The sequence below is a fragment of the Paraburkholderia polaris genome (assembly GCF_012927345.1).
GTDB classification, from domain to species: Bacteria; Pseudomonadota; Gammaproteobacteria; order Burkholderiales; family Burkholderiaceae; genus Paraburkholderia; species Paraburkholderia polaris.
Map to the genome: position 1 here is coordinate 239905 of NZ_JABBGJ010000002.1, position 22948 is coordinate 262852.

General features: G+C 59.3%; 18 protein-coding genes and 2 pseudogenes. 10 read left to right on the plus strand and 10 right to left on the minus strand.

Going from position 1 to position 22948, the window contains the following annotated elements:
- Positions 1–68 precede the first annotated feature (68 nt).
- The 4 genes and pseudogenes from HHL24_RS02275 to metE form a co-directional block, all read right to left on the minus strand.
- A complete protein-coding gene (locus tag HHL24_RS02275) occupies positions 69–1577 on the minus strand; it encodes an MFS transporter (RefSeq protein WP_169483764.1) in 1509 nt (502 codons plus the stop codon).
- A 304-nt stretch (positions 1578–1881) separates the two neighbouring features.
- A complete protein-coding gene (locus HHL24_RS02280) occupies positions 1882–3780 on the minus strand; it encodes a potassium transporter Kup (protein WP_169483765.1) in 1899 nt (632 codons plus the stop codon).
- Between the two features lie 254 nt (positions 3781–4034).
- Positions 4035–4271, minus strand: a pseudogene (locus HHL24_RS45295) (hypothetical protein); the annotation flags it as partial.
- A pseudogene (gene metE, locus HHL24_RS02290) lies at positions 4259–6544 on the minus strand (5-methyltetrahydropteroyltriglutamate--homocysteine S-methyltransferase). The pseudogenes metE and HHL24_RS45295, both read right to left, overlap by 13 nt.
- A gap of 116 nt (positions 6545–6660) precedes the next feature.
- Between metE and HHL24_RS02295 the strand changes: the two are divergent.
- The 3 genes from HHL24_RS02295 to HHL24_RS02305 all read left to right on the plus strand — a co-directional run bounded on the left by HHL24_RS02295 (position 6661) and on the right by HHL24_RS02305 (position 11413).
- A complete protein-coding gene (locus tag HHL24_RS02295) occupies positions 6661–7569 on the plus strand; it encodes a LysR family transcriptional regulator (protein ID WP_169483767.1) in 909 nt (302 codons plus the stop codon).
- Between the two features lie 254 nt (positions 7570–7823).
- Positions 7824–8618, plus strand: a complete 795-nt coding sequence (locus HHL24_RS02300; protein WP_169483768.1) for a substrate-binding periplasmic protein — start codon at positions 7824–7826, stop codon at positions 8616–8618.
- The gene (locus HHL24_RS02305) at positions 8615–11413 is read left to right on the plus strand and encodes a bifunctional diguanylate cyclase/phosphodiesterase (RefSeq protein WP_169483769.1); all 2799 of its coding nucleotides are present in this window, start codon (positions 8615–8617) and stop codon (positions 11411–11413) included. Before HHL24_RS02300 ends, HHL24_RS02305 begins: the two co-directional genes overlap by 4 nt.
- A 72-nt stretch (positions 11414–11485) precedes the next feature.
- On the opposite strand, the gene HHL24_RS02310 is transcribed toward HHL24_RS02305, so the two are convergent.
- On the minus strand, positions 11486–12163 hold the full coding sequence (locus HHL24_RS02310; RefSeq protein WP_169483770.1) for a FadR/GntR family transcriptional regulator: 678 nt from the start codon (positions 12161–12163) through the stop codon (positions 11486–11488).
- A gap of 225 nt (positions 12164–12388) precedes the next feature.
- Here HHL24_RS02310 and HHL24_RS02315 point away from each other — a divergent pair, with 225 nt between their 5' ends.
- The 5 genes from HHL24_RS02315 (at position 12389) to bfr (ending at position 18253) form a co-directional block, all read left to right on the plus strand.
- On the plus strand, positions 12389–14173 hold the full coding sequence (locus HHL24_RS02315) for a gamma-glutamyltransferase family protein (protein ID WP_169483771.1): 1785 nt from the start codon (positions 12389–12391) through the stop codon (positions 14171–14173).
- Between the two features lie 48 nt (positions 14174–14221).
- Positions 14222–15634, plus strand: a complete 1413-nt coding sequence (locus tag HHL24_RS02320) for an MFS transporter (protein WP_169483772.1) — start codon at positions 14222–14224, stop codon at positions 15632–15634.
- Between the two features lie 34 nt (positions 15635–15668).
- On the plus strand, positions 15669–16223 hold the full coding sequence (locus HHL24_RS02325; protein ID WP_169483773.1) for a GAF domain-containing protein: 555 nt from the start codon (positions 15669–15671) through the stop codon (positions 16221–16223).
- A 33-nt stretch (positions 16224–16256) separates the two neighbouring features.
- A complete protein-coding gene (locus HHL24_RS02330) occupies positions 16257–17477 on the plus strand; it encodes an MFS transporter (RefSeq protein WP_407947466.1) in 1221 nt (406 codons plus the stop codon).
- Between the two features lie 299 nt (positions 17478–17776).
- Positions 17777–18253: a bacterioferritin gene (bfr, locus tag HHL24_RS02335; protein WP_169483775.1), complete on the plus strand. Its 477-nt coding sequence runs from the start codon at positions 17777–17779 to the stop codon at positions 18251–18253.
- Positions 18254–18315: 62 nt separating this feature from the next.
- Here bfr and HHL24_RS02340 read toward each other — a convergent pair whose 3' ends face one another.
- From HHL24_RS02340 to HHL24_RS02355, 4 genes are all read right to left on the minus strand, one after another.
- The gene (locus HHL24_RS02340; protein WP_169483776.1) at positions 18316–18618 is read right to left on the minus strand and encodes a 4Fe-4S dicluster domain-containing protein; all 303 of its coding nucleotides are present in this window, start codon (positions 18616–18618) and stop codon (positions 18316–18318) included.
- A complete protein-coding gene (locus HHL24_RS02345; RefSeq protein ID WP_169483777.1) occupies positions 18615–18929 on the minus strand; it encodes a hypothetical protein in 315 nt (104 codons plus the stop codon). The genes HHL24_RS02340 and HHL24_RS02345 overlap by 4 nt, the downstream gene beginning before the upstream one ends.
- 12 nt (positions 18930–18941) lie before the next feature.
- The gene (locus tag HHL24_RS02350; RefSeq protein ID WP_169483778.1) at positions 18942–19517 is read right to left on the minus strand and encodes an RNA polymerase sigma factor; all 576 of its coding nucleotides are present in this window, start codon (positions 19515–19517) and stop codon (positions 18942–18944) included.
- A gap of 180 nt (positions 19518–19697) precedes the next feature.
- Positions 19698–20825 carry an MBL fold metallo-hydrolase gene (locus tag HHL24_RS02355; protein WP_169483779.1) on the minus strand — a complete coding sequence of 376 codons (1128 nt, stop codon included), beginning with the start codon at positions 20823–20825 and terminating at the stop codon, positions 19698–19700.
- 83 nt (positions 20826–20908) lie between these two features.
- Here HHL24_RS02355 and HHL24_RS02360 point away from each other — a divergent pair, with 83 nt between their 5' ends.
- Positions 20909–21523: a TetR/AcrR family transcriptional regulator gene (locus HHL24_RS02360; RefSeq protein WP_169483780.1), complete on the plus strand. Its 615-nt coding sequence runs from the start codon at positions 20909–20911 to the stop codon at positions 21521–21523.
- A gap of 91 nt (positions 21524–21614) precedes the next feature.
- Complete coding sequence (locus tag HHL24_RS02365) at positions 21615–22388, plus strand: MBL fold metallo-hydrolase (protein ID WP_169483781.1); 774 nt, start codon at positions 21615–21617, stop codon at positions 22386–22388.
- A gap of 99 nt (positions 22389–22487) precedes the next feature.
- Here the strand turns inward: HHL24_RS02365 and HHL24_RS02370 are convergent, their stop codons facing one another.
- Entirely contained in the window at positions 22488–22802 is a 315-nt protein-coding gene (locus HHL24_RS02370; RefSeq protein WP_169483782.1) for a helicase, read from the minus strand.
- Positions 22803–22948: the final 146 nt, after the last annotated feature.

Sequence of the window (22948 nt, forward strand, 5' to 3'; positions counted from 1 at the left end):
CGACGCAATAAGCGACGCAATAAGCGACGCAATAAGCGGCGCAGGCCGTGGCGGCGGTTCTGCCGCGTTCAGCTCCGGCGAAACACAACGTGCGAGATGCGCTGCACGAGCAGCGCGGCCGCAAGTGCCGCCACCGCCGTCAGCCACACCCCGATATGAATCGACTGCACCAGTGCATCGCGTGCCGTGTCGATCAGCGCCAGCGTGTTGAGCCCCGACGACTTCATATCCGCAATCAGTTTGAGGCGCGACGCTTCATCGATCAGGATGCGCAGATCGACGAAGCGCGGCTCCCATTGCGATATAGCCGGTTCGCCGAGCACGCTCATCGTGCGCGTAACCACATCGCGGTAGTGGTGCTGCACGACGGTTGCCACAATGCTCGTACCCAGCATCCCGCCCACCATCCGCGTGGACTGCAGCAATGCGGTCGTGATGCCGAAGCGTTCGCGCCCGGCAATCTCCTGGCCGAACACATTCAGATTGTTCAGGATGAAACCCAGGCCGATGCCGACGGCCCCCATCGGCAATTCGATCCACATGTGCGGCGTCTCCGGATTGGCAAACGCCAACGCGATCGCTGCGAACAGCAGCAGCGCGAACCCAATCGACAGAATCCGCGTGGGCTTCTTCATGTGAAGGACGATGCGCGTATTCAGCAGGCTGCCGAGCGCGATGCAGGCGGCGATCGGCGTAGCGAGCAGACCGGCCTGTTGCGGCGACAGTCCGAAGCCGCCTTGCAACAGCAGCGGCGCGAAGAAGATCAGCGAAAACATCACGAAGCCGGACAGGAAGCCGAGGGTGAACAGCGTGACGAGTTGCGGATCCTTGAACAGGTCGAGCGGAATGATCGGATGCGTGGCGCGTTTCTCGCACACCAGCAACCCGATGGCCCCAACGATCACGAAGGCGGCCAACGCCAGGTTGCCGGCCGTCAGACCGTCTTTAGGCACGGCTTCGATGAAAGCCTGGAAGCCGCCCAACACGGCGGCGACCAGCGCGGCGCCGAGCCAGTCGATCTTGACCTCGCCCTCGTGCGGCCGCGCGAAGTTGGGCAGATGCGCCCAGATGAAATAGAGCGCCGCAACGCCGACCGGCAGGTTGATCAGAAAGGTGGAACGCCAGCCCCAATGCTCGCTCATCCAGCCACCTAGCGACGGACCCGCCGCGGTGCCGATCCCGTACGCGGCTGCCATCACCACCTGCCAACGCACCCGTGCGCGCGGATCGGGGAAAAGATCCGGTATCGACGCGAAGGCCGTGCCCACCATCATTCCGCCGCCGACGCCTTGCAAGCCGCGCGCGATCACGAGGAACAGCATATTGTTCGCGACCCCGCAGAGCACCGACGCCACCGTGAACGTGATGACCGCGGCGATCACGAAACGCTTGCGGCCGAAATAGTCGCCGAGACGGCCGAACACGGGAACGGTCACCACCGACGCCAACAAGTACGCGCTGGCAATCCATGCGTAGTACTCGAAGCCGTGCAGCTCGGCGACGATCGAAGGCAGGGCGGTGCTGACGACGGTCTGGTCGAGTGCGACCAGCATGTTGACAAGGCCGATGCCGAGCATGGCTAGCAGGGCGTTTCGGAAAGGCAGGGCAGTCGCAGTCGGGTTCACGGGTCTGAGCGAGGAGGGCTTTGCAGGGCAGGCGCCGCGCGGCAGGGCGCGGGCCTGGGTCTTGACGCCTATTGTGTCCTATAGTTGTCTGACCTCTTGCCCTGAATTATACGGGTTTTCCCTTATATAAGGTTATTTTCGACGGTTTTGGCCGCAAAAAATGCGGTGCACGCGGGCCACCGCAGGGTGGTGCAATTCGATATGCGACGTCTGTTGATGGGTTCATTCAGTGTGCAGCCCGTCGTGCCGCCGGCGCTCAGATATTGATCTGACCGCCCATTTCCACCACGCGGTTAGCGGGCAGGCTGTAATACTCGGCAGCCTGCGCCGCGTTTCTCGCAAGAAACGCGAACAGCTTTTCGCGCCAGAGCGGCATCGTTTTACTTTCACCGGTCGCCATGATGGTGTCGCGTGCAAGGAAGAACGACGTATCCGCAGATTCGTATTTCCAGTTCGGCATCTGTTGCGCCGCCAGTTCGAGAATAGCGGGAACGTTCGGAATCTCCATGAAGCCGTGGTGAACCGTGACGGCGTAGCATCCGTGCCCGAGGTCGACGACAACCGCTTTCCGCTCGTCGGGAACATGCGGCACGTTGTCCGTCATACCAGCAAGGAAGATGTTGGTCTGATGCATGACGCCGTTGTGCTTCAGGTTATGCAGAAATGCGGATGGCGCCATGTCTACGACCCCTCCCGGAAAAACGGCCGTGCCGTTCACGCGCGGCGGTGAGTGCGCGCCGTCGCACAGGGAGTGGATCAACGCGACCAGCGGCATATTGTCGGATTTCATCCTGTCGACAACCGCTTCACGTCCCTTATGCCAGGTTGTCATCACAGTGAATAACACGCCGCCGGCGAGCAGCGGAAACCAGCCGCCTTCGAGTACCTTGCTGACGTTGCTCGACACGAACACCGCGTCGACCAGGGCGAGAGGCCCGATGACAGCCACCGTTGCAAGCGGCTTCCAGTGCCACAGGCAGTGGGTAATGAAGTACATCAGCAAGGTCGTCAGCAGCATGGTCGATGCCACGGCGATACCGTAAGCCGCCGCCAGATTGTCAGAGGACTTGAAGAACACCACGAGAAAAACGACGGCTGCGTAAAGCGAGACATTGATGAACGGGACATACACCTGCCCCATCTCGTGTGTCGACGTGTGCACGACCGGAATGCGCGGCAGAAAGCCGAGTTGCACGGCCTGCTTGGTCATCGAAAAGGCGCCCGAGATGACGGCCTGCGACGCAATGATGGTCGCCGCCGTGGCGAGCAGGACTAGCGGTACGAGCGCCCAGTCAGGCGCAGACTGAAAAAATGGTTGAGCGATCGCTGAGGGCTTTTCCAGAACCAGCGCCGCCTGACCGAAATAGTTCAGCACCAGGCTCGGTAGCACGAGAAGCAGCCACGCGAGACGGATCGGCTCTTTTCCGAAATGACCCATGTCGGCGTAGAGGGCCTCGCCGCCGGTCAGCGCCAGAAAGACCGAGCCCAGCACGACGAACGCGGTGGCTGGTGCGTGTGCGATGAATTTGACGGCATAGAGCGGCGACACGGCCTGCACAATGGCGGTATGCGTGACGATATGGGATATGCCGAGCGCCGCCAGTGTCACGAACCATACGATCATCACCGGTCCGAAAACTTTGCCGACCGCGCCCGTGCCGCGTTTCTGAATTTTGAAAAGACCGGTGAGGATGACGAGCGAGATGGGGACAATCCATTCGCTCAGATGCGGGTCCACGAGCGTCACGCCTTCCACTGCGGATATCACCGAGATTGCCGGCGTGATCATCGAATCGCCGTAGAACATGGCTGCGCCGAATACCCCGAGCGTCAACAAAACGCGGCGCAATCGCACGGGTGCGACGCCGGATGCAAGCGCGGTGAGCGCCAGGATGCCGCCCTCACCCTCGTTGTCCGCACGCATCACGAAACTGACGTACTTCAGCGTGACGACAATGATGATCGACCACAGAATCAGCGACACAATGCCGAACACATTGGTTTGCGTGATACCGCCTGCCGCCTTCAGGCATTCGCGCAGCGTATAGAGCGGGCTGGTTCCGATATCGCCGAACACAACCCCGATGGCGCCGAGCACGAGGCCGGGCGCCGCTTTTTTTGCAGAGGAGGCCGCGCTGAGAGAAGTGGAGGACATTGGGGTTCTAAGTTGAGTATTTCCGCGGACGCGCGGCCTACGGATGTTTCCGTAGACGTGCGGCGTATTGGTGACAGCAACTTCTGCGCGTGAGCGATCTTCCGCTACCTCAACCGCCAGATTCCCCATGCTGCAATGAGTAAAGCCGCGGCGAAGCCGCCGCCAAGTAGGATGTAGGTAGCCATCGAAAATGAAATGTAAGCGATACGTGATTGAAAGGAGAGCTCGCGAGATTGCCTCGTATGCTACCGGCCCTACCTTTCAGAACGACTTTCGATGGCCCCGTTGTACTTCGCCTCCTGGCCCTTCGCCTGCGAGTGACAGGCCCGCGTGGCTGTTGTCGAGGCGCGGTTGTCGGCGAGCTTCTGACGCAACGTCTTCGCGGCCTGAACCCTATTGCTCAACGCGGCTTCCGTCTCGGGCAAGCCGCGTGTCTTCAGGCCGCAGTCGGGATTGACCCACAGCCGTTGGGGCGGCATCACTTCGCAGGCTGGTTTCGCAGGGTCTGGGCCGCCGCGACCATATTCTTCAGCGCCGGGATCACCTCTTCCCAAGCGCGCGTTTTCAGGCCGCAATCCGGATTGACCCACAGGCGCTCTGCCGGGATACGTTCAGCCGCCTTGCGTATCAGTTGCACGATGTGCTCCTCGCTGGGAATGTTCGGCGAGTGGATGTCATACACGCCCGGTCCGATTTCATTCGGATAGTTGAAGTTGTCGAACGCGTCCAGCAACTCCATATCCGAGCGCGACGTCTCGATCGTGATCACGTCCGCGTCCATCTCAGCGATCGACGCGATGATGTCATTGAATTCCGAATAGCACATATGCGTGTGAATCTGCGTCTCGTCCTGAACGCCATTTGCGGTGATCCGGAAGGACGCCACCGCTCATTGCAGATAGTCGTTCCACTGTGACTTACGCAGCGGCAGACCCTCACGCAGCGCGGCTTCATCGATCTGGATAACGCGTACGCCGGCCTTTTCCAGGTCGAGCACTTCTTCACGGATGGCGAGTGCCAATTGGTAGCACGACACCGAGCGCGGCTGGTCGTCACGCACGAACGACCAGTTCAGGATCGTGACGGGGCCGGTCAGCATACCCTTCATCGGCTTGGCCGTCTGCGCTTGTGCGTACTCGATCCACTCCACGGTCATGGCTTTCGGACGGCTGATATCGCCGAACAGAATGGGCGGTTTGACGCAACGGGAACCGTAGGACTGCACCCAGCCGAACTGGCTGAAGGCGTAACCGTCGAGTTGCTCGCCGAAATACTCGACCATGTCGTTGCGTTCTGCTTCGCCGTGCACGAGCACGTCGAGGCCCAGCGCTTCCTGTTCATGCACGCTGCGGGCGATTTCTCGCTGCATCGCCGTCTTGTAGCTGGCTTCGTCCAGTTCGCCGCTCTTGAACTGGCTGCGTGCCTGGCGGATTTCGGCGGTCTGCGGGAACGAGCCGATGGTGGTAGTCGGGTAGGGCGGCAACTTCAACAAGGCGGACTGCTTCGCCGCGCGTTGCGGATAGGCATTATCGCGACGGCCCAGCGCCGCGTCGATCTTGGCGATCGCGGCCTTGACCGACGGATTGTGCACGCGCGGGGACTGGCGGCGGCTCTCAATCGCAGCCTGGTTGGCGGTGAGCGCAGCTTGCACGGATTCCCGGCCGCCGTTCAACGCCTGAGCGAGCGTTTTCAGTTCATCGAGTTTTTGCAGCGCGAAGGCGAGCCACGATTTGATGTCCTGATCGAGTTTCTGTTCGCTGTTCAGGTCGACCGGTACATGCAGCAACGAGCACGTCGGTGCGATCCACAGCCGCGATTGCAACGTGCGATGAATCGGCTCAAGCCAGGCGAGTACAGCGTTCAGGTCGGTTTTCCAGATGTTGCGCCCATTGATCACGCCGAGCGACAACACCTTGTCGGCCGACAGGCGCGCAACGGCTTGCTCGACTTCCGCTCGTGCATTGATCGCGTCGATGTGCAAACCATGAACCGGCAAATTGCAGGCAAGCGCGAGGTTGTCCTGCAGTTGACCGAAGTAGGTCGCGAGCAGCAGTTTGACCTTGTCAGTCTTCAGTGCCTCGTAGGCCGTGACGAAAGCCTGCTGCCAGTTCGCATCCAGCTCCGTGACAAGCGCCGGCTCGTCGATCTGGATCCACTCCACGCCTTGTGCCGCCAACTGCTCGATCAAGGCCGCATAAATCGGCAACAGACGCGGCAATAGCGCGAGCTTGTCGGAATCGTCCTTCGCCTTGCCGAGCCACAGATACGTGACCGGGCCAATGATGACCGGCTTCGCCTTGACGCCGAGCGCGCGGGCTTGCGCGAGCTGATCGACCAGACGCGACGCGTCCAGCGAGAATTCGGTCGCCGCACTGAACTCCGGCACGATGTAGTGGTAGTTCGTGTCGAACCACTTGGTCATCTCGCCCGCCTGCACGCCGCAGCCGCACGCTGAATCATGAGCGGAGCGGCCGCGCGCGACGCGGAAATAGTTGTCCAGCTGATTGCCTTCGAAGCCGCGAACCCGTTGTGGGACGTTGCCGAGCGAGAAGCTCATGTCGAGGACCTGATCGTAGAACGAGAAGTCGCCGACCGGCACCTGATCGAGTCCTGCCTGGCATTCCCAGTGGCGTTGACGCAGTTGCGCGCCGAGCGCCGTCAATTCGTCGCGTGACGATTGGCCCTTCCAGTAGCCTTCCTGCGCAAATTTGAGTTCGCGCCTGGCGCCGATACGGGGGAAACCCAGGTTATGTGTTGTCGCCATGATGATGAACCGCTCCTGATCCTGATTGGATGAACGGGGTCGATCATAGGGGGAACGGTCCATGAAATATAATGGCATTATTTCATTGTTCGATTAACTTTATTCATGGGCCCGCGATGCTGGAACGAACCCATCTGGTGATCATTCGGGAGGTGGACCGCCAGGGCTCCCTGACGGCCGCCGCCAATGTCCTGTGCCTGACGCAATCGGCGCTGAGCCATACCGTCAAGAAGATGGAGCAACAGCTTGGAACCGCGGTATGGGATCGTGAAGGCCGCCACTTGCGGCTGACCCAGGCCGGCCAGTACCTGCTCGCGCTGGCGAACCGTGTGCTGCCGCAGATGGAACACGCAGAAGACCGCATGAAGCAGTACGCGCAGGGCCAGCGAGGCACACTGCGTATCGGCATGGAATGCCATCCGTGCTATCAGTGGCTGCTCAAAGTCGTGTCGCCTTATCTGAAGCGCTGGCCGGACGTGGATGTCGACGTCAAACAAAGATTTCAGTTCGGCGGAATCGGTGCGCTGTTCGGATATGACATTGACGTGCTCGTTACCCCGGACCCGTTGAAGCGGCCTGGATTGCGCTTTGAGCCGGTATTCGACTATGAGCAGGTCCTTGTCGTCAGCGAAGAACATCCGCTGGCGGATGTCGCGTACGTCACGCCCGAACTACTGGCAGCCGAGGTGCTGATTACCTATCCGGTCGAAACCGACCGGCTGGATATTTACAACCAGTTCCTGACGCCGGCTAACGTTGTGCCGAAGCGGCACAAGGTGATCGAAACGACTGACATCATGCTTCAGATGGTGGCGAGCGGGCGCGGTGTCGCCGCTCTACCGCGATGGCTGGCGGAAGAGTATGCAGACTCGATGCCGCTCGTGCCGCTTAAGCTTGGAAAAAAGGGTATCGCCAAGCAGATTTATCTCGGCACCCGCGATGCGGACGAGGCAATCGATTATCTGGCGGCGTTCGTCACACTTGCTCGCGAGTCTGACTGGAGTGCATCGAGACTTCGCATTTAGCGAACGTTAGTTTGCGGAAAGAAGTCGTCAGGGGCGCGCTCAAGAACAACAAAGTATTGTCGCTCTTGCTTATCGACGTATTGCGAAAGAAAATCCCACGTGCTCGCCACGCGTCGGCAGCGCATGGGATCAGAAAAATGTCCCGGAATGTGTGATAAAAGTCAGGTGCCCGGCAAGAAGCCTGACTGAACATGCCGTCGGATTGTGATCGCGAATAAGAATTTAACTGGGCGTCGTTCCGCTACGGAGGCGTTGTGATTCGAAACTGGCTTGGCGGGGTGTTGTTTGCAGTGTGTTTCGTAAGCAATGCCTTCGCGGGCGGACCGGATTGTTCCCGGCCGTTTACGCTTGGATTGCACGACCACGGCCTGCTCTATTCGCTCGACACCGATAGCGGTATCGACAAAGACTTTGCAGATGAATTGATCCGGCGTAGCGGTTGCCAGATCAGGGTCAGTCTGATGTCGCGCGCACGTATCTGGAAACTGATCGAGTCGGGCGCACTGGACTTCAGTCTTTCTGGAATTGCGAATGACGAACGCAATCAATACGCTTCGTTTGCGTGGTACTTCAGCGATAAATACTATCTGCTCGTGCGGAAAGACGCCGGCATCCATAACGTCGCGGACTTCGAACACAATGAACACGCCCAGCTCGGCGTGATCCGCAGTTTTCGCTACAGCGCATCGGCCAACGAACTGGTCGACAGACTGACATCGGAAAACCGGGTAAGCCTGGCGGGCGGGCTCGAACCGCTCTACCAGGCGCTTATTCTCCAACAGATCCAGGGCATGATTATCGAGCCCTTCGATTACCCCGCGCTGGATGAGAAAAAGATCCGCGACGTGACGACGATCGTTGAGTTCAACGATCCTTCGGTGCCGCACGGTCTGATCATGTCCAAGAAAGCGCTGCCGGCCGCCGAACGGGAGAAGTGGCGGGCGCTGGTAGATGAAATGCGTGCTGACGGAACGGTGCGTCGTATTTTCGAAAAGTACTTCAGGCCAGATCTGGCCGATTCCATGGTCAACTTCAAGGCGTCGCCGTGATCCGGGTACGCTCTGTCCTGTTGCCGTTGCTGGTTTTGTTCGCATCGCTCTGCGTGACCTGGATCGTATGGAATCACGAACGGCAGGCGACTGGCAAAGAGCTTCGCACCCAGTTTGATTACACCATGAGTGATGTGGTGGGCCGCGTCGAACAGCGCATGGCGACCTACGAGCTTATGCTGCGCGGCGTGCAGAGCCTGTTTGCCGCGAACGGAGCGATCGATCGTGACAGGTTCCAGCGTTATGTGAGCGCGCTCAATCTTGACGCGAATTTTTCCGGGGTCCACGGCGTCGGTGTGATCGAATGGGTGCCTGCGGCGCGTAAAGCGGCCCATATAGCGGACATGCGCCGGGCCGGCATCCCGGAGTACACGATTCGTCCCGACGGGCCGCGCGCGGATTATGCCCCGATCATTCAGCGCGAGCCCTTTGTTGGTCTCGCACGCAGCTCGCCCGGCTTTGACGCCTGGGACGAGCCGGTGCGGCGCGCCGCGATGGAGAGGGCCCGGGACTCCGGTATGGCGGCCCTCTCGGGAAAGGTGCGCCTTTCGGTCGACCTGGACGCTGATTTTCGGCCGGGTTTCATCATGTACCTTCCGATCTACGCTTCCGGCAAGGCGCAGGACAACCTTCTGCAGCGTCGGGCGAACATTGTTGGTTGGGTCTATTTATCGTTCCGTATGCACGATGTGATGGCCAGTCTCTACGGAGAGCAGCCACCCGGCATCTCGCTGGCCATTTACGATGGCGTTGAGCCATTGGAGGCGGCGCTGCTGCATCGCACTTCAGATGCAAACAACCGGCATGCGCCCGCGCTCATCTCCGCAAGCGAATATCTGGTTGTGGACGGGCACGACTGGACACTATCGATGAGCGCCTCCGACGCGTTTCGATCCCGGTTGGGACGTAATGCTGAGGCGTTAATTGCAGGCGCGGGCACGGGGTTGAGTCTCCTGCTGGCGCTTCTGACCTGGCTCATGATGACCGGGCGGGGGCGTGCCATGCGACTCGCCTCGGCAATGACGCGGGAGTTGCGCGAAAACGAAGAGAAATTTCGCGCCATTGCCGACTGCACGGTGAACCTGGAGATCTGGTGGGGACCGGACGGCAAACCTCGCTGGATCAATTCGTCGGTTGAGTACTACACGGGCTACACAGTCGCCGAATGTATGGCGATGCCCGACTTCGCCCGCACGCTAATCCACCCGGAGGACATTCCGCGCGTTGCGCCGGAGTTTAAAAAGGGGCTTCAGGGTTCTCGCGGCGACGATCTTGAGTTTCGTTGCGTGCGCAAGGATGGATCGCTTCTCTGGCTGTCGGTCTCATGGGTTCCGATTAGCAATCAGAGGGGCGACTTCATTGGTTTTCGTACAAGCGGCCGCGATATTACGGAGCGTAAGAAGTCGGAGGAGAAGATCCGGGAACTTGCCTTCTACGATACGCTGACCCGCCTGCCCAATCGCGCACTGCTTCTGGACCGGCTGAGGCAGTCAATGGTGGACAGCCGGCAGAACAAGGTCTGCGGTGCCCTGATGTTCATCGATCTCGACCACTTCAAAACGCTGAACGATACGCTTGGGCATGACAAAGGCGATCTGCTTCTGCGGCAGGTCGCGTACCGACTGTCGAGTAGTGTCAATGAGGGAGACACGGTCGCCCGGGTCGGCGGTGACGAGTTTGTGGTGGTGCTGGGCAATCTGAGTCTGGACGAGGCAGAGGCGACAATGGAAACCGTGGCGGTGGGAGAAAAAATTCTCGCCGTGCTGGGGTGCGCCTACCAGCTCAATGGTGTCCAGTTTCGGAGCACCGCCAGCATTGGCATCACTGTATTCAATGGGGAGCAGACGTCTACCGACGAGCTTTTCAAGCAGGCCGATCTCGCCATGTATAAATCGAAGGAGCGCGGCCGCAATGCCATGTGCTTCTTCGACCCCGCGATGCAAACGGCGGTGCTGAGGCGAGCCGAGCTGGAGGTGGGATTGCGCAATGCCATTGAGGAGAATCGGATCGTCCTTCACTATCAGGCGCAGGTCGTCGACGGTAATCACATAACGGGGGCGGAAGCGCTCGTGCGCTGGGAGCATCCTGAGCGCGGCTTGATACCTCCGGGTGAATTTATCCCGCTCGCGGAGGAGTCGGGGCTGATTCTCGAGATGGGGCGAACGGTATTGGCTGCCGCATGCGCCCAACTGGCCCTGTGGGCGACGCGGCCATCGATGGCGCATCTGTCTATGGCAGTGAACGTCAGCGCCCGGCAATTTCGCGAGCCAGACTTCGTAGACAGTGTGCTCGCGGTCATCAACCGGACTGGGGCGAGAGCGGACAGGCTGAAGCTCGAATTGACCGAGAGTGTTCTCGTTGAGAACGTGCAGGACGTTATCGAAAAGATGAGCGCCCTTCGCGCTCGAGGTGTGACTTTCTCGCTGGATGACTTCGGGACTGGCTACTCTTCGCTGTCTTACCTGAAAAGATTGCCGCTGGACCAGTTAAAGATCGACCGCTCGTTCGTGCGCGACATTCTGGTCGACCCCAACGATGCTGACATCGCGAGAACCATCGTCGCGCTTGCCCGAAGTTTTAACCTGGGGGTTATCGCTGAGGGCGTCGAAACCGAAGCGCAAAGAGATTTCCTTGCAGTAGCAGGATGTCATGCCTATCAAGGTTTCCTCTTTTGCAAGCCGCTTCCGATTCAGGGTTTTGAACAGTTTGTGAGCCGATTCAGTTCCCGGGATAGGACAGTAGATTGGTCGACGGGGAGTGATGAGAGAAACGTTGATTCAGGTACGGTAACCTGATCAATCTGTATCGAAGACAGCCGCGCGCGCATCACGCAAGCGCAAGCGGCAATGCTGCCTTCTCCGGGCTTCTCAATCGTGGCGCAGAGCCGCTTCGTCGCTTCTGGCGGAAGCGCGCCACTGAACGCTGAGCAGGTGCTCGCGCATACATCGGGCCGCGGCTTCACCATCACGCGCCTTCATGGCACTGACAATCTCCTGGTGCTGCTGGGCGAAATAACTGCGTGTTTCCTGGGCTGACGTCTTTTCGCGTACGTCGGGTTTGACGCGCATGCCATTGATCACTTCCATCAAGGAGATGAGTGCGGGATTGCGGGTGGCCTGTCCGATCAGCAAATGAAATCGATGGTCCCATTGTTGCCACTCTTCATCATTTTTTGCTGCGGCGTTCTTCCGTGCGCATTTTTCAAGTTCCAGCAAGTCGTCCCGACTTGCTTTCGTCGCGGCGAGCTGTGCGAGTGCCGGCTCGAACAACAGGCGCATTTCCGCGATGTCTGCTGGACTGGCGCCCGCGCGAAGTCCGCGCAGCGTCGGGGCGAACTTCAGCGGTCTCGCGCCCAGATAGGTGCCCCGACCGACGCCGCGCCATACACGTCCCGACGCCTCCAGGGAAGCAAGCGACGAACGCAGTTCTCTCCGGCTGACTTTAAGGTCTTCGGCGAGCTTTCTTTCAGGTGGCAGTGCATCGCCGTCCTTGAGTTGATGGTCGGCAATATAGTCCAGCAGCCTGTCCAGTATCGAATTTGCCATCTTCGTTTGCATGAACCAATGTTAATTGGTTCAAACCATACCATAGATAAACCGGCTGAAGTGAGCCCAACCGATTTTTTTGACCTGTTACTGTATATCTGGTTTCGGGTTAACGCTTGGTGCAACCGGACGCTGTTCGCCGTAATCTCATAGCTTATGAGATCTGAACCAATATTAATTGGTTCATCAATAACTGATCGTTGGTCGTCGCAAAAGGAGTTGCGCATGTCGTTTACAACCCGTCCGGAGCTGATTGGCACATTCGGCATGGTGGCCTCGACGCACTGGCTGGCAAGCGCGTCAGCGATGGCCGTTCTGGAGAAAGGGGGCAATGCGTTCGATGCGGCGGCCGCTGCCGGCTTTGTTCTGCAGATCGTTGAACCGCACCTGAATGGTCCCGGCGGCGAGTTGCCGGTCGTGTTCTACAGCGCTCGCGAAGAACGTGTTCGGGTTCTGTGCGGGCAGGGTGTGACGCCGGCGGGAATGACGATAGCGCGCATGCGTGAATTGGGCCTCGAAGTCGTTCCAGGCACGGGGTTGCTGCCTGCTGTAGTGCCCGGCGCATTTGGCGCCTGGATGGTCATGCTGCGCGACTATGGCCAACTGCCGCTCGAGGACGTCTTGAGCTACGCGATCGGCTATGCGGAAAACGGCTATCCCGTTCTCCCACGCATGACGTCGTCGATCCTCGCAATCAAGGATTTCTTCCAGACTGAATGGCCCACTTCGGCTGAACAATGGCTGCGCAATGGCGACGCACCGATGCCGAACCAACTGTTCGCCAATCCGGCGATTGCGCAATCGTACAGGCGCATCCTGGAGGAGGCGAACACCCGCAGTGATCGGGCCGAGCAATGCGAACTCGCCCGCAAGGTCTTTTATCGCGGATTCGTGGCCGACGCTATTGACCAGTACTTCCGGTCAACTGCTGTTCTCGACACCTCCGGTCAGCGCAATCATGGTCTGCTCAACGCGGATGATCTCGCCCGTTGGGAGCCTTCCTATGAAGATCCGGTCTCATACGACTATGAGGGCTTACGCGTTCACAAGACTGGCCCATGGGGCCAGGGACCGATGTTCCTGCAGCAACTCGCGCTCCTTAAGGGTTTCGATCTCAGTGCGATGGACCCGATGGGACCCGATTTCGTGCACACGATAATCGAATGCTCGAAGCTCGCGTTCGCCGATCGTGAGGTGTTTTACGGCGACCCCGCGTTTGCGCATGTGCCCATGGATGTGCTTCTGAGCGACGCCTACAACGACGAACGCCGCCGGCTGATCGATCCCGGCCATGCGTCGTTCGAATTCCGGCCCGGCATGCTGGGCGACAGCGAACAGCGTGCCGCGCTGATTATGGCCAATGCGGGAAGGCAACAGTCGGGCGGCTTCGGCCAGGGCGAACCGACGTTTGCTCCTCTGCCTGAACTGCGCGGCGATACGGTTCATCTCGACGTGGTCGATCGCTGGGGCAACATGGTCTCCGCAACACCATCGGGTGGTTGGCTGCAGGCCTCGCCGGCCGTGCCCGGTCTCGGCTTTAACGTGACTACGCGCGCACAGATGTTCTGGATGGAGGAGGGGCTGCCGTCCTCGCTCGGCCCGGGGCGTCGCCCCCGCACAACGCTCTCGCCCACGCTTGTTACTCGCGAGGGCAAACCCTACGCGGCATTTGGCACGCCGGGTGGCGACCAGCAGGATCAGTGGTCGATTCAGCTATTTCTCAGGCACGTGCACGCCGGCATGAACTTCCAGGCTGCCGTGGATTCCCCCTCGTTCCAGACGGCGCATTTCCCCGGCTCGTTTTATCCGCGGTCGATGCAATTGGGCAAGATGTCCGCAGAGTCCAATTTTCCGGAACAGACGCTTGCCGGATTGCGTGCGCGAGGACATGACCTGACCGTGGCGGAGCCCTGGTCGCTGGGCCGCGTCTGCGCAGTCGGGATCAGAAATGGTCTGATGCGTGGCGCGGCAACACCTCGTCAAATGCAGGCATACGCAATCGGGCGATAAGTTTCGCGGCCCAGAAATCGTATCCATTTCCGTCAGGGAGAATATGCCGTGTCTGCTATTGCCGCCCGTCTCGAGAGACTGCCGTTATCAGGCTTTCATCGCAAGCTCCTGCTGATCGGTGGGCTGGGTTATATGTTCGACGGGCTCGATTCGTCATCGCTTGCATTCCTGCTGCCCGTCGTGAGCAAGCTATGGCATCTGACGAGTGCCGAGACAGGGCTCGTCGCGAGCAGCACCTATATCGGATATTTCTTTGGAGCGTTTCTGTCGGGTGTGCTTGCCGATGTGATCGGGCGTCGTCGCATCATGATGAGCGCGCTGGCGATTTATTGCTGTGCGTCGCTCGCGAGCGCGAGCGCTACTGACTGGCACACCTTTTTCGCGTTACGCATCGTCGCAGGCTTTGGATCCGGTGCGGAGACCGTGGTGATCGCACCGTTTCTCGCCGAGTTCGTGCCACGCCGGTACCGGGGCATCTTTTGCGGTGCGCTGGTCGGTTTCATGTCGTTCGGCTATCTGGGTTCATCCATTCTCGGCTTCACCATTGTGCGTAACTTTGCCGATGGCTGGCGATATCTGGCGGTGGCGACTTCGTTGCCTGTCGTCATGCTCCTCTGGTGGCGAAGAACTTTGCCCGAATCACCACGCTGGCTTGAAAGCCAGGGGCGGGCCGCTGAGGCGGACAGTATCGTGAGTGCAATCGAGTCATGGTTTGCTGGCAAAGGCATCCGTCTGGCACCCATTCCCTCCCTTGGCACCTTGCCTGCATCGACGCCTGCAAAGGGCAACGCGTTACAGAATGTGCTGACGCTGTGGTCGCCGCGACTGGCGCGTACGACCGCGGTGAGCTGGCTGATGTGGTTCTCGGTTGCGTTCGCGTATTACTCGTTTTTCTCCTGGATCCCGAGCCTGCTTCTCAAGGAAGGGCTCACGATGACGAAAAGCTTCGGTTATTCGATCGCGATTTACGGGGCGCAGGTTCCTGGCTATTTCTCGGCGGCATGGCTCAATGAACGGCTCGGCCGAAAGGGCGTAGTGGCGTCTTACATGCTGTTGGGCGGGATTGCTGCGATCGCGCTGGCGTTTTCCCACACCGGGTTACAGATCATGGCTGCGGGCATTGGTCTATCGTTCTTCATGAATGGTGCGTTCGCAGGCGTGTATGCGTACACCCCTGAAGTTTTTCCGACCGCTGTGCGAGCAACCGGTACTGGATCGTCCTCGTCTTTCGGCCGGATTGGTTCCGTGAGCGCGCCTATTCTGGTTGGCCTTGTCTATCCGGTGCTCGGATTCCTGGGCGTGTTCGCCATGACCACCGCGGTCTTGCTGGTGGGAGCCTGTGTGGTGTTCTTCCTGGGTATCGAGACCCGCAACCGGTCGCTCGAAGATATCGAGGAGGGCGGCGCCAGCCAGCCTCATGATTTGCAGGGCTCGCTCAGTTCGACCGAAATGCGCGGCTGAGCGTGCGCGATTTCCCAACCTTTGCGGACAGACAATGCCAGGCAATCCGATCGATCCAATCTCGCCAGTCCTGCAAACGCTGGATATTTCAGACCTCGAACGACTAGCAATAGTCATGCGGCTGAGAAACCAACCCGCGGAGATTTTCCGTGCAGTTCACGCGTTGGCCGCGAACGCGATAGGCCTCGGCCTTTTCACGATCATGTCCTACGACGCGCAACGCGAGGAGGTCGAGCGCGTTTATACAAACATGCCGGACGTGTATCCGGTTGGAGGCCGTAAGCGAAAACATGGCACCGCGTGGGCAAACCAGGTATTGCAGGATCTCAAGCCATTTCGTGCAGAAACGACGCAAGGCATCCGGGAGGCGTTTGACGACCACGCGGTGATGACTGGCATGGGCCTCGGGTCGATATTGAACATTCCGGTCGCCTACGACGGAGTATGTATCGGCACGATGAACATGACACACAAGGAAGGGTGGTACACGGGCAGGCATGAAGAAATGGGCATGCTGATCGGTTCCTTCCTTGCACCTGCGCTAATCAAGTGCAACGTGATGCACACCGATAGCGTCACGCGTCTCTGACGTCACTACGATCAAATGCATACCAGCACAACCTTGAACAGATATTCTGAATCGCAACGCACCTGGGTGCTTGTCTTCATCCTGGGCTACCTTGCCTTACTGGCCGATGGCGCAGACGTCATGATGTATGGCCTGACGCTTACGCGAATCAAGGACGAATTTGGATTAAGCAATGTCGAAGCGGGGGCACTGGGCAGCCTGACCCAGGTTGGCATGGCGATTGGCGGCATTCTGGGCGGCTGGGCCAGTGATCGCGTGGGGCGGGTTCGGGTCGTGGCCTGGGCATTGGCGCTTTTTTCGCTCGGGGCAGGACTGCTGGGACTTACGCACAGTTTTCTCGAATTTGCGGTCGTGCGGTTTATCAGTTCGTTGGGCATTGGTTGCATGGTGCTGGTCACCACGCTGGTTGCCGAATACGTACCCACGGAGCGGCGTTCACTGATTCTTGGCGTCTTGCAGACCGGCATTTCCGCGGGCTACATCGTTGTCATCTCGCTGAGCAACTGGATTTTGCCGCACTACGGCTGGCGTACGCTCTATTACGTGTCGGCCCTTCCTGTGCTGCTGGCGCTGGCAATAAAATTTGCCGTGCCCGAGCCGGCAGCATGGCAGGCGAGCCGCGCGGCCGACCGCAAGGGCGAACGTGGGCATCGCACCAGCCGCTACTATCTGATTTTCAGTAACCGGCAGTCACGAACCTTATTCATCCTGTGGACCTTAGCCTCACTATTCGCACTTTCCGGATTTTACGGTCTGAACAACTGGTTGCCGACTTACCTGGAAAAGGAACTGCACATCAAATTCGGCGCAATGGCCGGGTACATGATCGGCACTTTCGTGGTCGCCTTCATTGGCAAGATTTTTGCGGGATGGCTCGGTGACCGCTGGAGTCGGCGCGGTGTTTATGTTCTTGGCTGCGTAGGCGCCGCGCTCTTTCTGCCGGTGATCGTTTTCTGGCATACGCGCGAGAACATTGCGTACCTTATGCTTGTTTTCGGGTTTTTGTATGGTGTGCCGCTGGGAACGATCGGCACCTTCATGTCCGAAAGCTTCGCTACCGCTATCCGCGGGACAGCCGTGGGCGGCTCCTATAACCTCGGTCGCTTTTGCTCGGGCGCGGCCCCCATCGTTATTGGCTACATTGCCACCCAGTTTTCTATCGGAATCGGATTTCTTGCGGTGGGTGGCGTGTTTTTTCTAAGCGGCGTCACCGCGTTTTTTGTTCCAGACCGGCTGTATGACACGCAACGTTAGTCCGTGGACGACGGTGGCGAAAACGTGATCATTCCGGCTCGCAAGGAGCTTGCCCGAATCGCGGTTGCTGAGCAGCCCGGGGTCTTCCCAGTGTTTTCTGGCAAATATCAACAACGGAAATCTCCCAGTAACGATTCTGGTTCTCATTTTTCACGTCGCATGAGCAATACACTATGCTGGACTGGTGGCACCGGACATTCGCGCGTCGGCGGTTGAGCTGTAGGTCGCATCAGACGGAGCAGGACGCCTGAGCAACGCCCTGTACTTTAACGCGGCGCGTCACCATTCAAGGAGGCTATATGCAAGGAGACCCCAAGGTCCTCGAATATCTGAACGCCCAGTTGAAGAACGAGCTGAGCGCAATCAATCAGTATTTTTTGCATGCCAGAATGTACGGGCATTGGGGCCTGAAGAGCCTTGAGAAGCACGAGTATGACGAATCAATCGGCGAGATGAAGCATGCGGACCTGTTGATCGAGCGCATCTTCATGCTGGACGGCTTACCCAACCTGCAGGACCTGCATAAATTGCTGATTGGCGAGGAAACGAAAGAGGTTCTGGAGTGCGACCTTAAGCTCGAGCAGATGTCGCAGACTACTTGTAAGGAAGCAATTGCATACTGCGAGACGGTTCGCGACTTTGTCTCGCGCGAAATCCTGACCCATATTCTCGACGATACGGAAGACCATATCGACTGGCTCGAAACGAATCTGGCTTTGATCGATAAGGTCGGGATTCAGAATTACCAGCAATCGGCAATGGACTCACCGAGTTGAGACCACAGCGCTCGTGGTCCCGCCTCTGCGTCTGCGCGATCGATGCGAAGCAATACGCTGCTTTATTGCGTCCCGATCCTGGCCAACGTAATGGCACGTTCGGGGCATGCAGTCACGCACAAGCCACATGCCCGGCACGCATCGGCGTTTGGCGTGTACGCGACTTTCATGCCGTGTACACGCAGCTTGAATTTGTGCAGCGCTCCCAACTGCTGGTAGTCAGCCGTGTCGATCCGGCGGATTTCGAAAACGTCCTCGGGGCAGACTACTGCACAATCGCCCTTGCCTTCGCACCGCTTCAAATTGACTACGGGAGCGATCACGCCTGCGGGCTGCTTGCAGGCGGAGGTCGGAGTGTGGCTCATGTTCGATCCTCGTTGCGCTTGCCATCACCGGACGATAGGTTCTTCTGAAAGTTTTCGCGTTCCTCCGGCGTCATCCGTTCCCACCGACGCCAATGCCGGCGTCCGTGGCAACCGCCATGCCCTCGAAATCCGCCAAAGAGAATTCGGCTCAGGATCAACAGGCCCATTGCATGCGGATAATCGATCGAGCGGCCGCCAATGAATAGCGCCGGGATAACCCAATTCCATAGCGCCATCACCATCCATCCCAGCACGGCAATACCCACCAGCACCAACAGTGCTTTGCCAAAGCATCTCAGTTTGAAACTCATTTATCTGCTCCTTTAGATATCCAGATCGTCATACACGGCTTGCAAGCGAGCCCGCAGATGCAGTACCGCGTATCGCTTGCGTGCCAATAGCGTGTTCACGCCGACACCGCTCCCGGATGCCAGCTCCTTGAAGCTGCGCCCTTCGAGTTCGTGAGCGACGAAGACGTCGCGCTGATCCGTTGGTAATTCGTTGAGCGCGTCTTGCAGGGCTTCCAGCAGCACTGACCTTGCATAGACGGCTTCCGGGCCGGCGTCGGTTGCCGGCAGTGCGAGATCCAGTCGATAGTCTGCGTCGTCGGGGTCGTCGACCGTGTCGGTCAGCGGTTGCTCCCGGCGCTTGCGAAAGCGGTCGATGATGCGGTTGCGCGCCACGCGAAACAGCCACGCGCTTACCTGTTCAATCGGTGCCGGGAGCCGGTACGCTTGCACGAACTCGTGAAATACATCCTGCAAGATGTCTTCAGCTTCACCCTGGTCGTGTACGCGACGCCGAATGAAATTGCCGAGCTTCGTACGCTCACGCAACACGGTTGCGGTGATGTCTTTATCTCGTTCGATCATCGGGTTCGGGGTGCGCGGCGGTTCCATACGTCTGTAGACGTTTCACGATCAGAAATATTGTCTGCGACGTGAAAAGATGACGTGACTGACCGGCACTCCGGTTTCATCGCGAGTGCAAGGATCCACCGTGTGTGCGGGGTGCAGATCGCGATAGAGGCGCTAGAAGGCGCCGTAGCTCGCTCTATCCGCGAGCGCCAATAGCTGGCGTCACGAACTCGCTTGGCGACTCTGGCGGCAGGAGAACCAGCGCCGCGACGTCGCGGGCTCTTTCACAACCTCGGCAACCTCGCGCCACCACTTTCCGCCGCGGTGCGGCGCGCCCAAATCCAAGCGCTCACCCATACGGGGCGTCGCGAGCGGAATGCCGCGCGCGGCGGTGAGACTGACCACGCGCTCGTACGGTTCTTGCCAGCGATGCATCGCCAGATCGAACGTGCCGTTGTGAACCGGCACCAGCCAGCGCCCGCGCAAATCGACGTGTGCCTGTATGGTCTCGTCGGGCTGCATGTGGACGTACGGCCATTGGGCATCGTAGGCGCCCGTTTCGAGCAGCGTCACGTCGAATGGACCCAGCCGCTCGCCAATGGCCTTGAAGCCGTCGAAGTAGCCCGTGTCACCGCTGAAGAACACGCGCAGGGCGTCATCGACAATCACCCACGAGGCCCACAAGGTGCTGTTGCCGTCAAAGAGACTGCGGCCGGAGAAATGCTGCGCCGGTGTGGCCGTGAACGCCAGACCGTCGATCTCAACGCTCTGCCACCAGTCGAACTGGCGTACCTTCGACGCCTCGATACCCCACTCGATCAGGCGGTCGCCGACACCCAGCGGCGTCAGAAATACGGCCGTCTTAGCTGCGAGGGCAAGCACGGTCTCGCGGTCCAGATGGTCGTAATGGTCGTGCGACAGAATCACGCCGGAGAGCGGCGGCAAGTCTTCGAGCGCCATGGGCGGTGCATGAAAGCGCTTCGGACCGAACCGCCGGAACGGCGATGCACGTTCAGCGAAGACCGGGTCGGTCAGCCAGAACTGACCTCGCAGCTTGAGCAGCATGGTCGAATGCCCGAGGCGATAGAGGCTCCGGTCAGGCGCGGCGTTGAGTTGTTCACGCGACAGGGCGTCGACGGGTAGGGTGCCCGCCGGCACCGTGCCGTCCGGTTTGTTGAACAACACATTCCACACGATGCTCAAGCTCTTGCCGATTCCTTCAACAGGACGCGGTTTGACGTTCCGAAAGCGCTCGCCGTCGTGCTGAGCCGACGCGTCGAACAATTCACGCCCGCGTCGCGCAGCCGTCAGGCCCAAGGCGCGGCGAATAGAACCGGTGAACGATGTCATGCAAACCGCCTCGATACGGAAAGTAGACTGTTGAGTGTAGTTTATTTTTGAGAAAAGTAAACTGCCCGGTGTAAAATTTTACGATGAACACCAGTGACACCCCTCTCCGCCTGACCGACCGCAAGCGCGCTGCCGTAATCGGGGCGGCTATCGAAGAATTTCTCGCGGCCGGCTTTGACGCGACCAGCATGGACCGCATCGCGGCGCGCGCGAGCGTCTCGAAACGTACGGTCTACAACCATTTTCCCAGCAAGGAAGCGCTGTTCGCAGCGATCCTGCGGCAGTTGTGGGAGTCGAGTGACACCGGAGAGGCGCCGGCTTATTCCGCCGTGCATCCGTTGCGTGCGCAGTTGCTCCAGCTTCTGTTGAAAAAGCTGGGCCTCTTGAATGACGAGGCGTTTCTGGCCCTTGCGCGCGTTGCGATCGCGGCGGGCATTCATTCACCGGAGCGCGCGAGAGAGATGGTGACCCGCATGGGTGAGCGGGAGGAAGACTTGACGGTGTGGATTCGCGCAGCTGCTGCCGATGGCCGCCTCAAGACGTCGGACCCGATGTTCGCCTCGCAGCAGTTGCAGGGCCTGGTAAAAGCGTTCGCTTTCTGGCCGCAGGTGACGATGGGCCAGCCAACCCTCAGCGCGGCTGAACAACGGCAAGTTGCGGAATCGGCTGCCGATATGTTTCTTGCGCGCTATGCCTGATTCGTTGGCGACGAGATGCCGGCCTCAAGGCCCTCGAAGTGCGGTGCGGAGTGTGTCAGAGTAACGACTCTTACTCGTGGAGCGACCTCGCATGACCCGATTACCGATTGCCGACCGATGGTACGAACTCAAACGCATTAGCGACGACATCACGCTATTGTGGGAACCCCACGTCGTACCGCTGATGCGCTGCAATATCTGGCATGTGCGTGGCCGCGAACGCGATCTGATGATCGACACAGGAATGGGCATTGTCAGTCTGCAGGATGCAGCGAAACACCTGCTGCAGAAGGACGTCACCGCAGTGGCGACGCATACGCACTCGGACCATATCGGCGGACATCATGAGTTCGAACACACGCTGGTTCACGAATTGGAGGCAGACAACCTGCGCTCGCCGCGCGAGCGAGGCACCCTCCTGGCGTCGGTATTGGGCGACGACGCCATTCGCCGGTATCGCGAAGCAGGTTATCCGTTCGACGGCGATCTGATTACGGCCCTTCCCAGCGCTGATTACTCGATGTCTGACTATCGCGTGCGGGCCGCAACGGTCACGGAGATCGTCAATGAAGGGAACATCGTCGATCTCGGCAACCGTCATTTTGAAGTTCTGCATCTGCCCGGGCACTCACCGGGCAGCATTGGCCTATGGGAAGCGGCATCCGGCACGCTGTTCTCGGGCGATGCGATCTACGACGGCCCGCTGCTGGATGAGATCGGTGGCGCGGACATTCCGACCTATGTGCGCACCATGAAACGCTTGCGCGAATTGCCCGTGCAAGTGGTCCACGCTGGACACGACGCGAGCTTCGGGCGAGAACGACTGGTCGAGTTGGTCGATGCCTATCTGGCGAAACGTACCTGATCACTGGCCGGCTCGACGGCCTGGCGCGTTAGCTGCTGGACTTCGCGCGCCAGGGAAACGGTTGGCGTATGTTCTAACCCTGAACCTGTTAGCTCGTTTTTACGCGTCTTTCAGCCAGGGCATTTCCACGGGTGACACCACCAGATGCCGGGACTCCCGTTTCAATTCGAAGATGAACCCGACCAGAATCATGGAGTCGGCATACGGGATCGGGAATACGTGAGGATTGTCTGCGGTGCGTAGCGGGTGCGCCGGGGTATCCGCTGTCGTGGCGGCGTTCTCGCGGACGCTTTCCAGCTCGTCGGCCATTGCCGGCCCACTGACTTTCTGGACGCGGCTGCGCAGGTCGCTGAAGGGTTCGATGCGCGCCCCGTCTTCGTTGTATTCGGGCACTTCATAGATGAACCAGGACATGTGCGTCTCCAGAGAAAAAGGCAAGTATTCTAGCAGTGGGCCTAACGCGTCCACGTTTTCCTTACGTCAGAAATCAGGCCGCACTCCGTCCTCACAACAAAAAAGCTGAGACAAAAGTCTCATCCGGTCCGATGCTGCACTGCGGG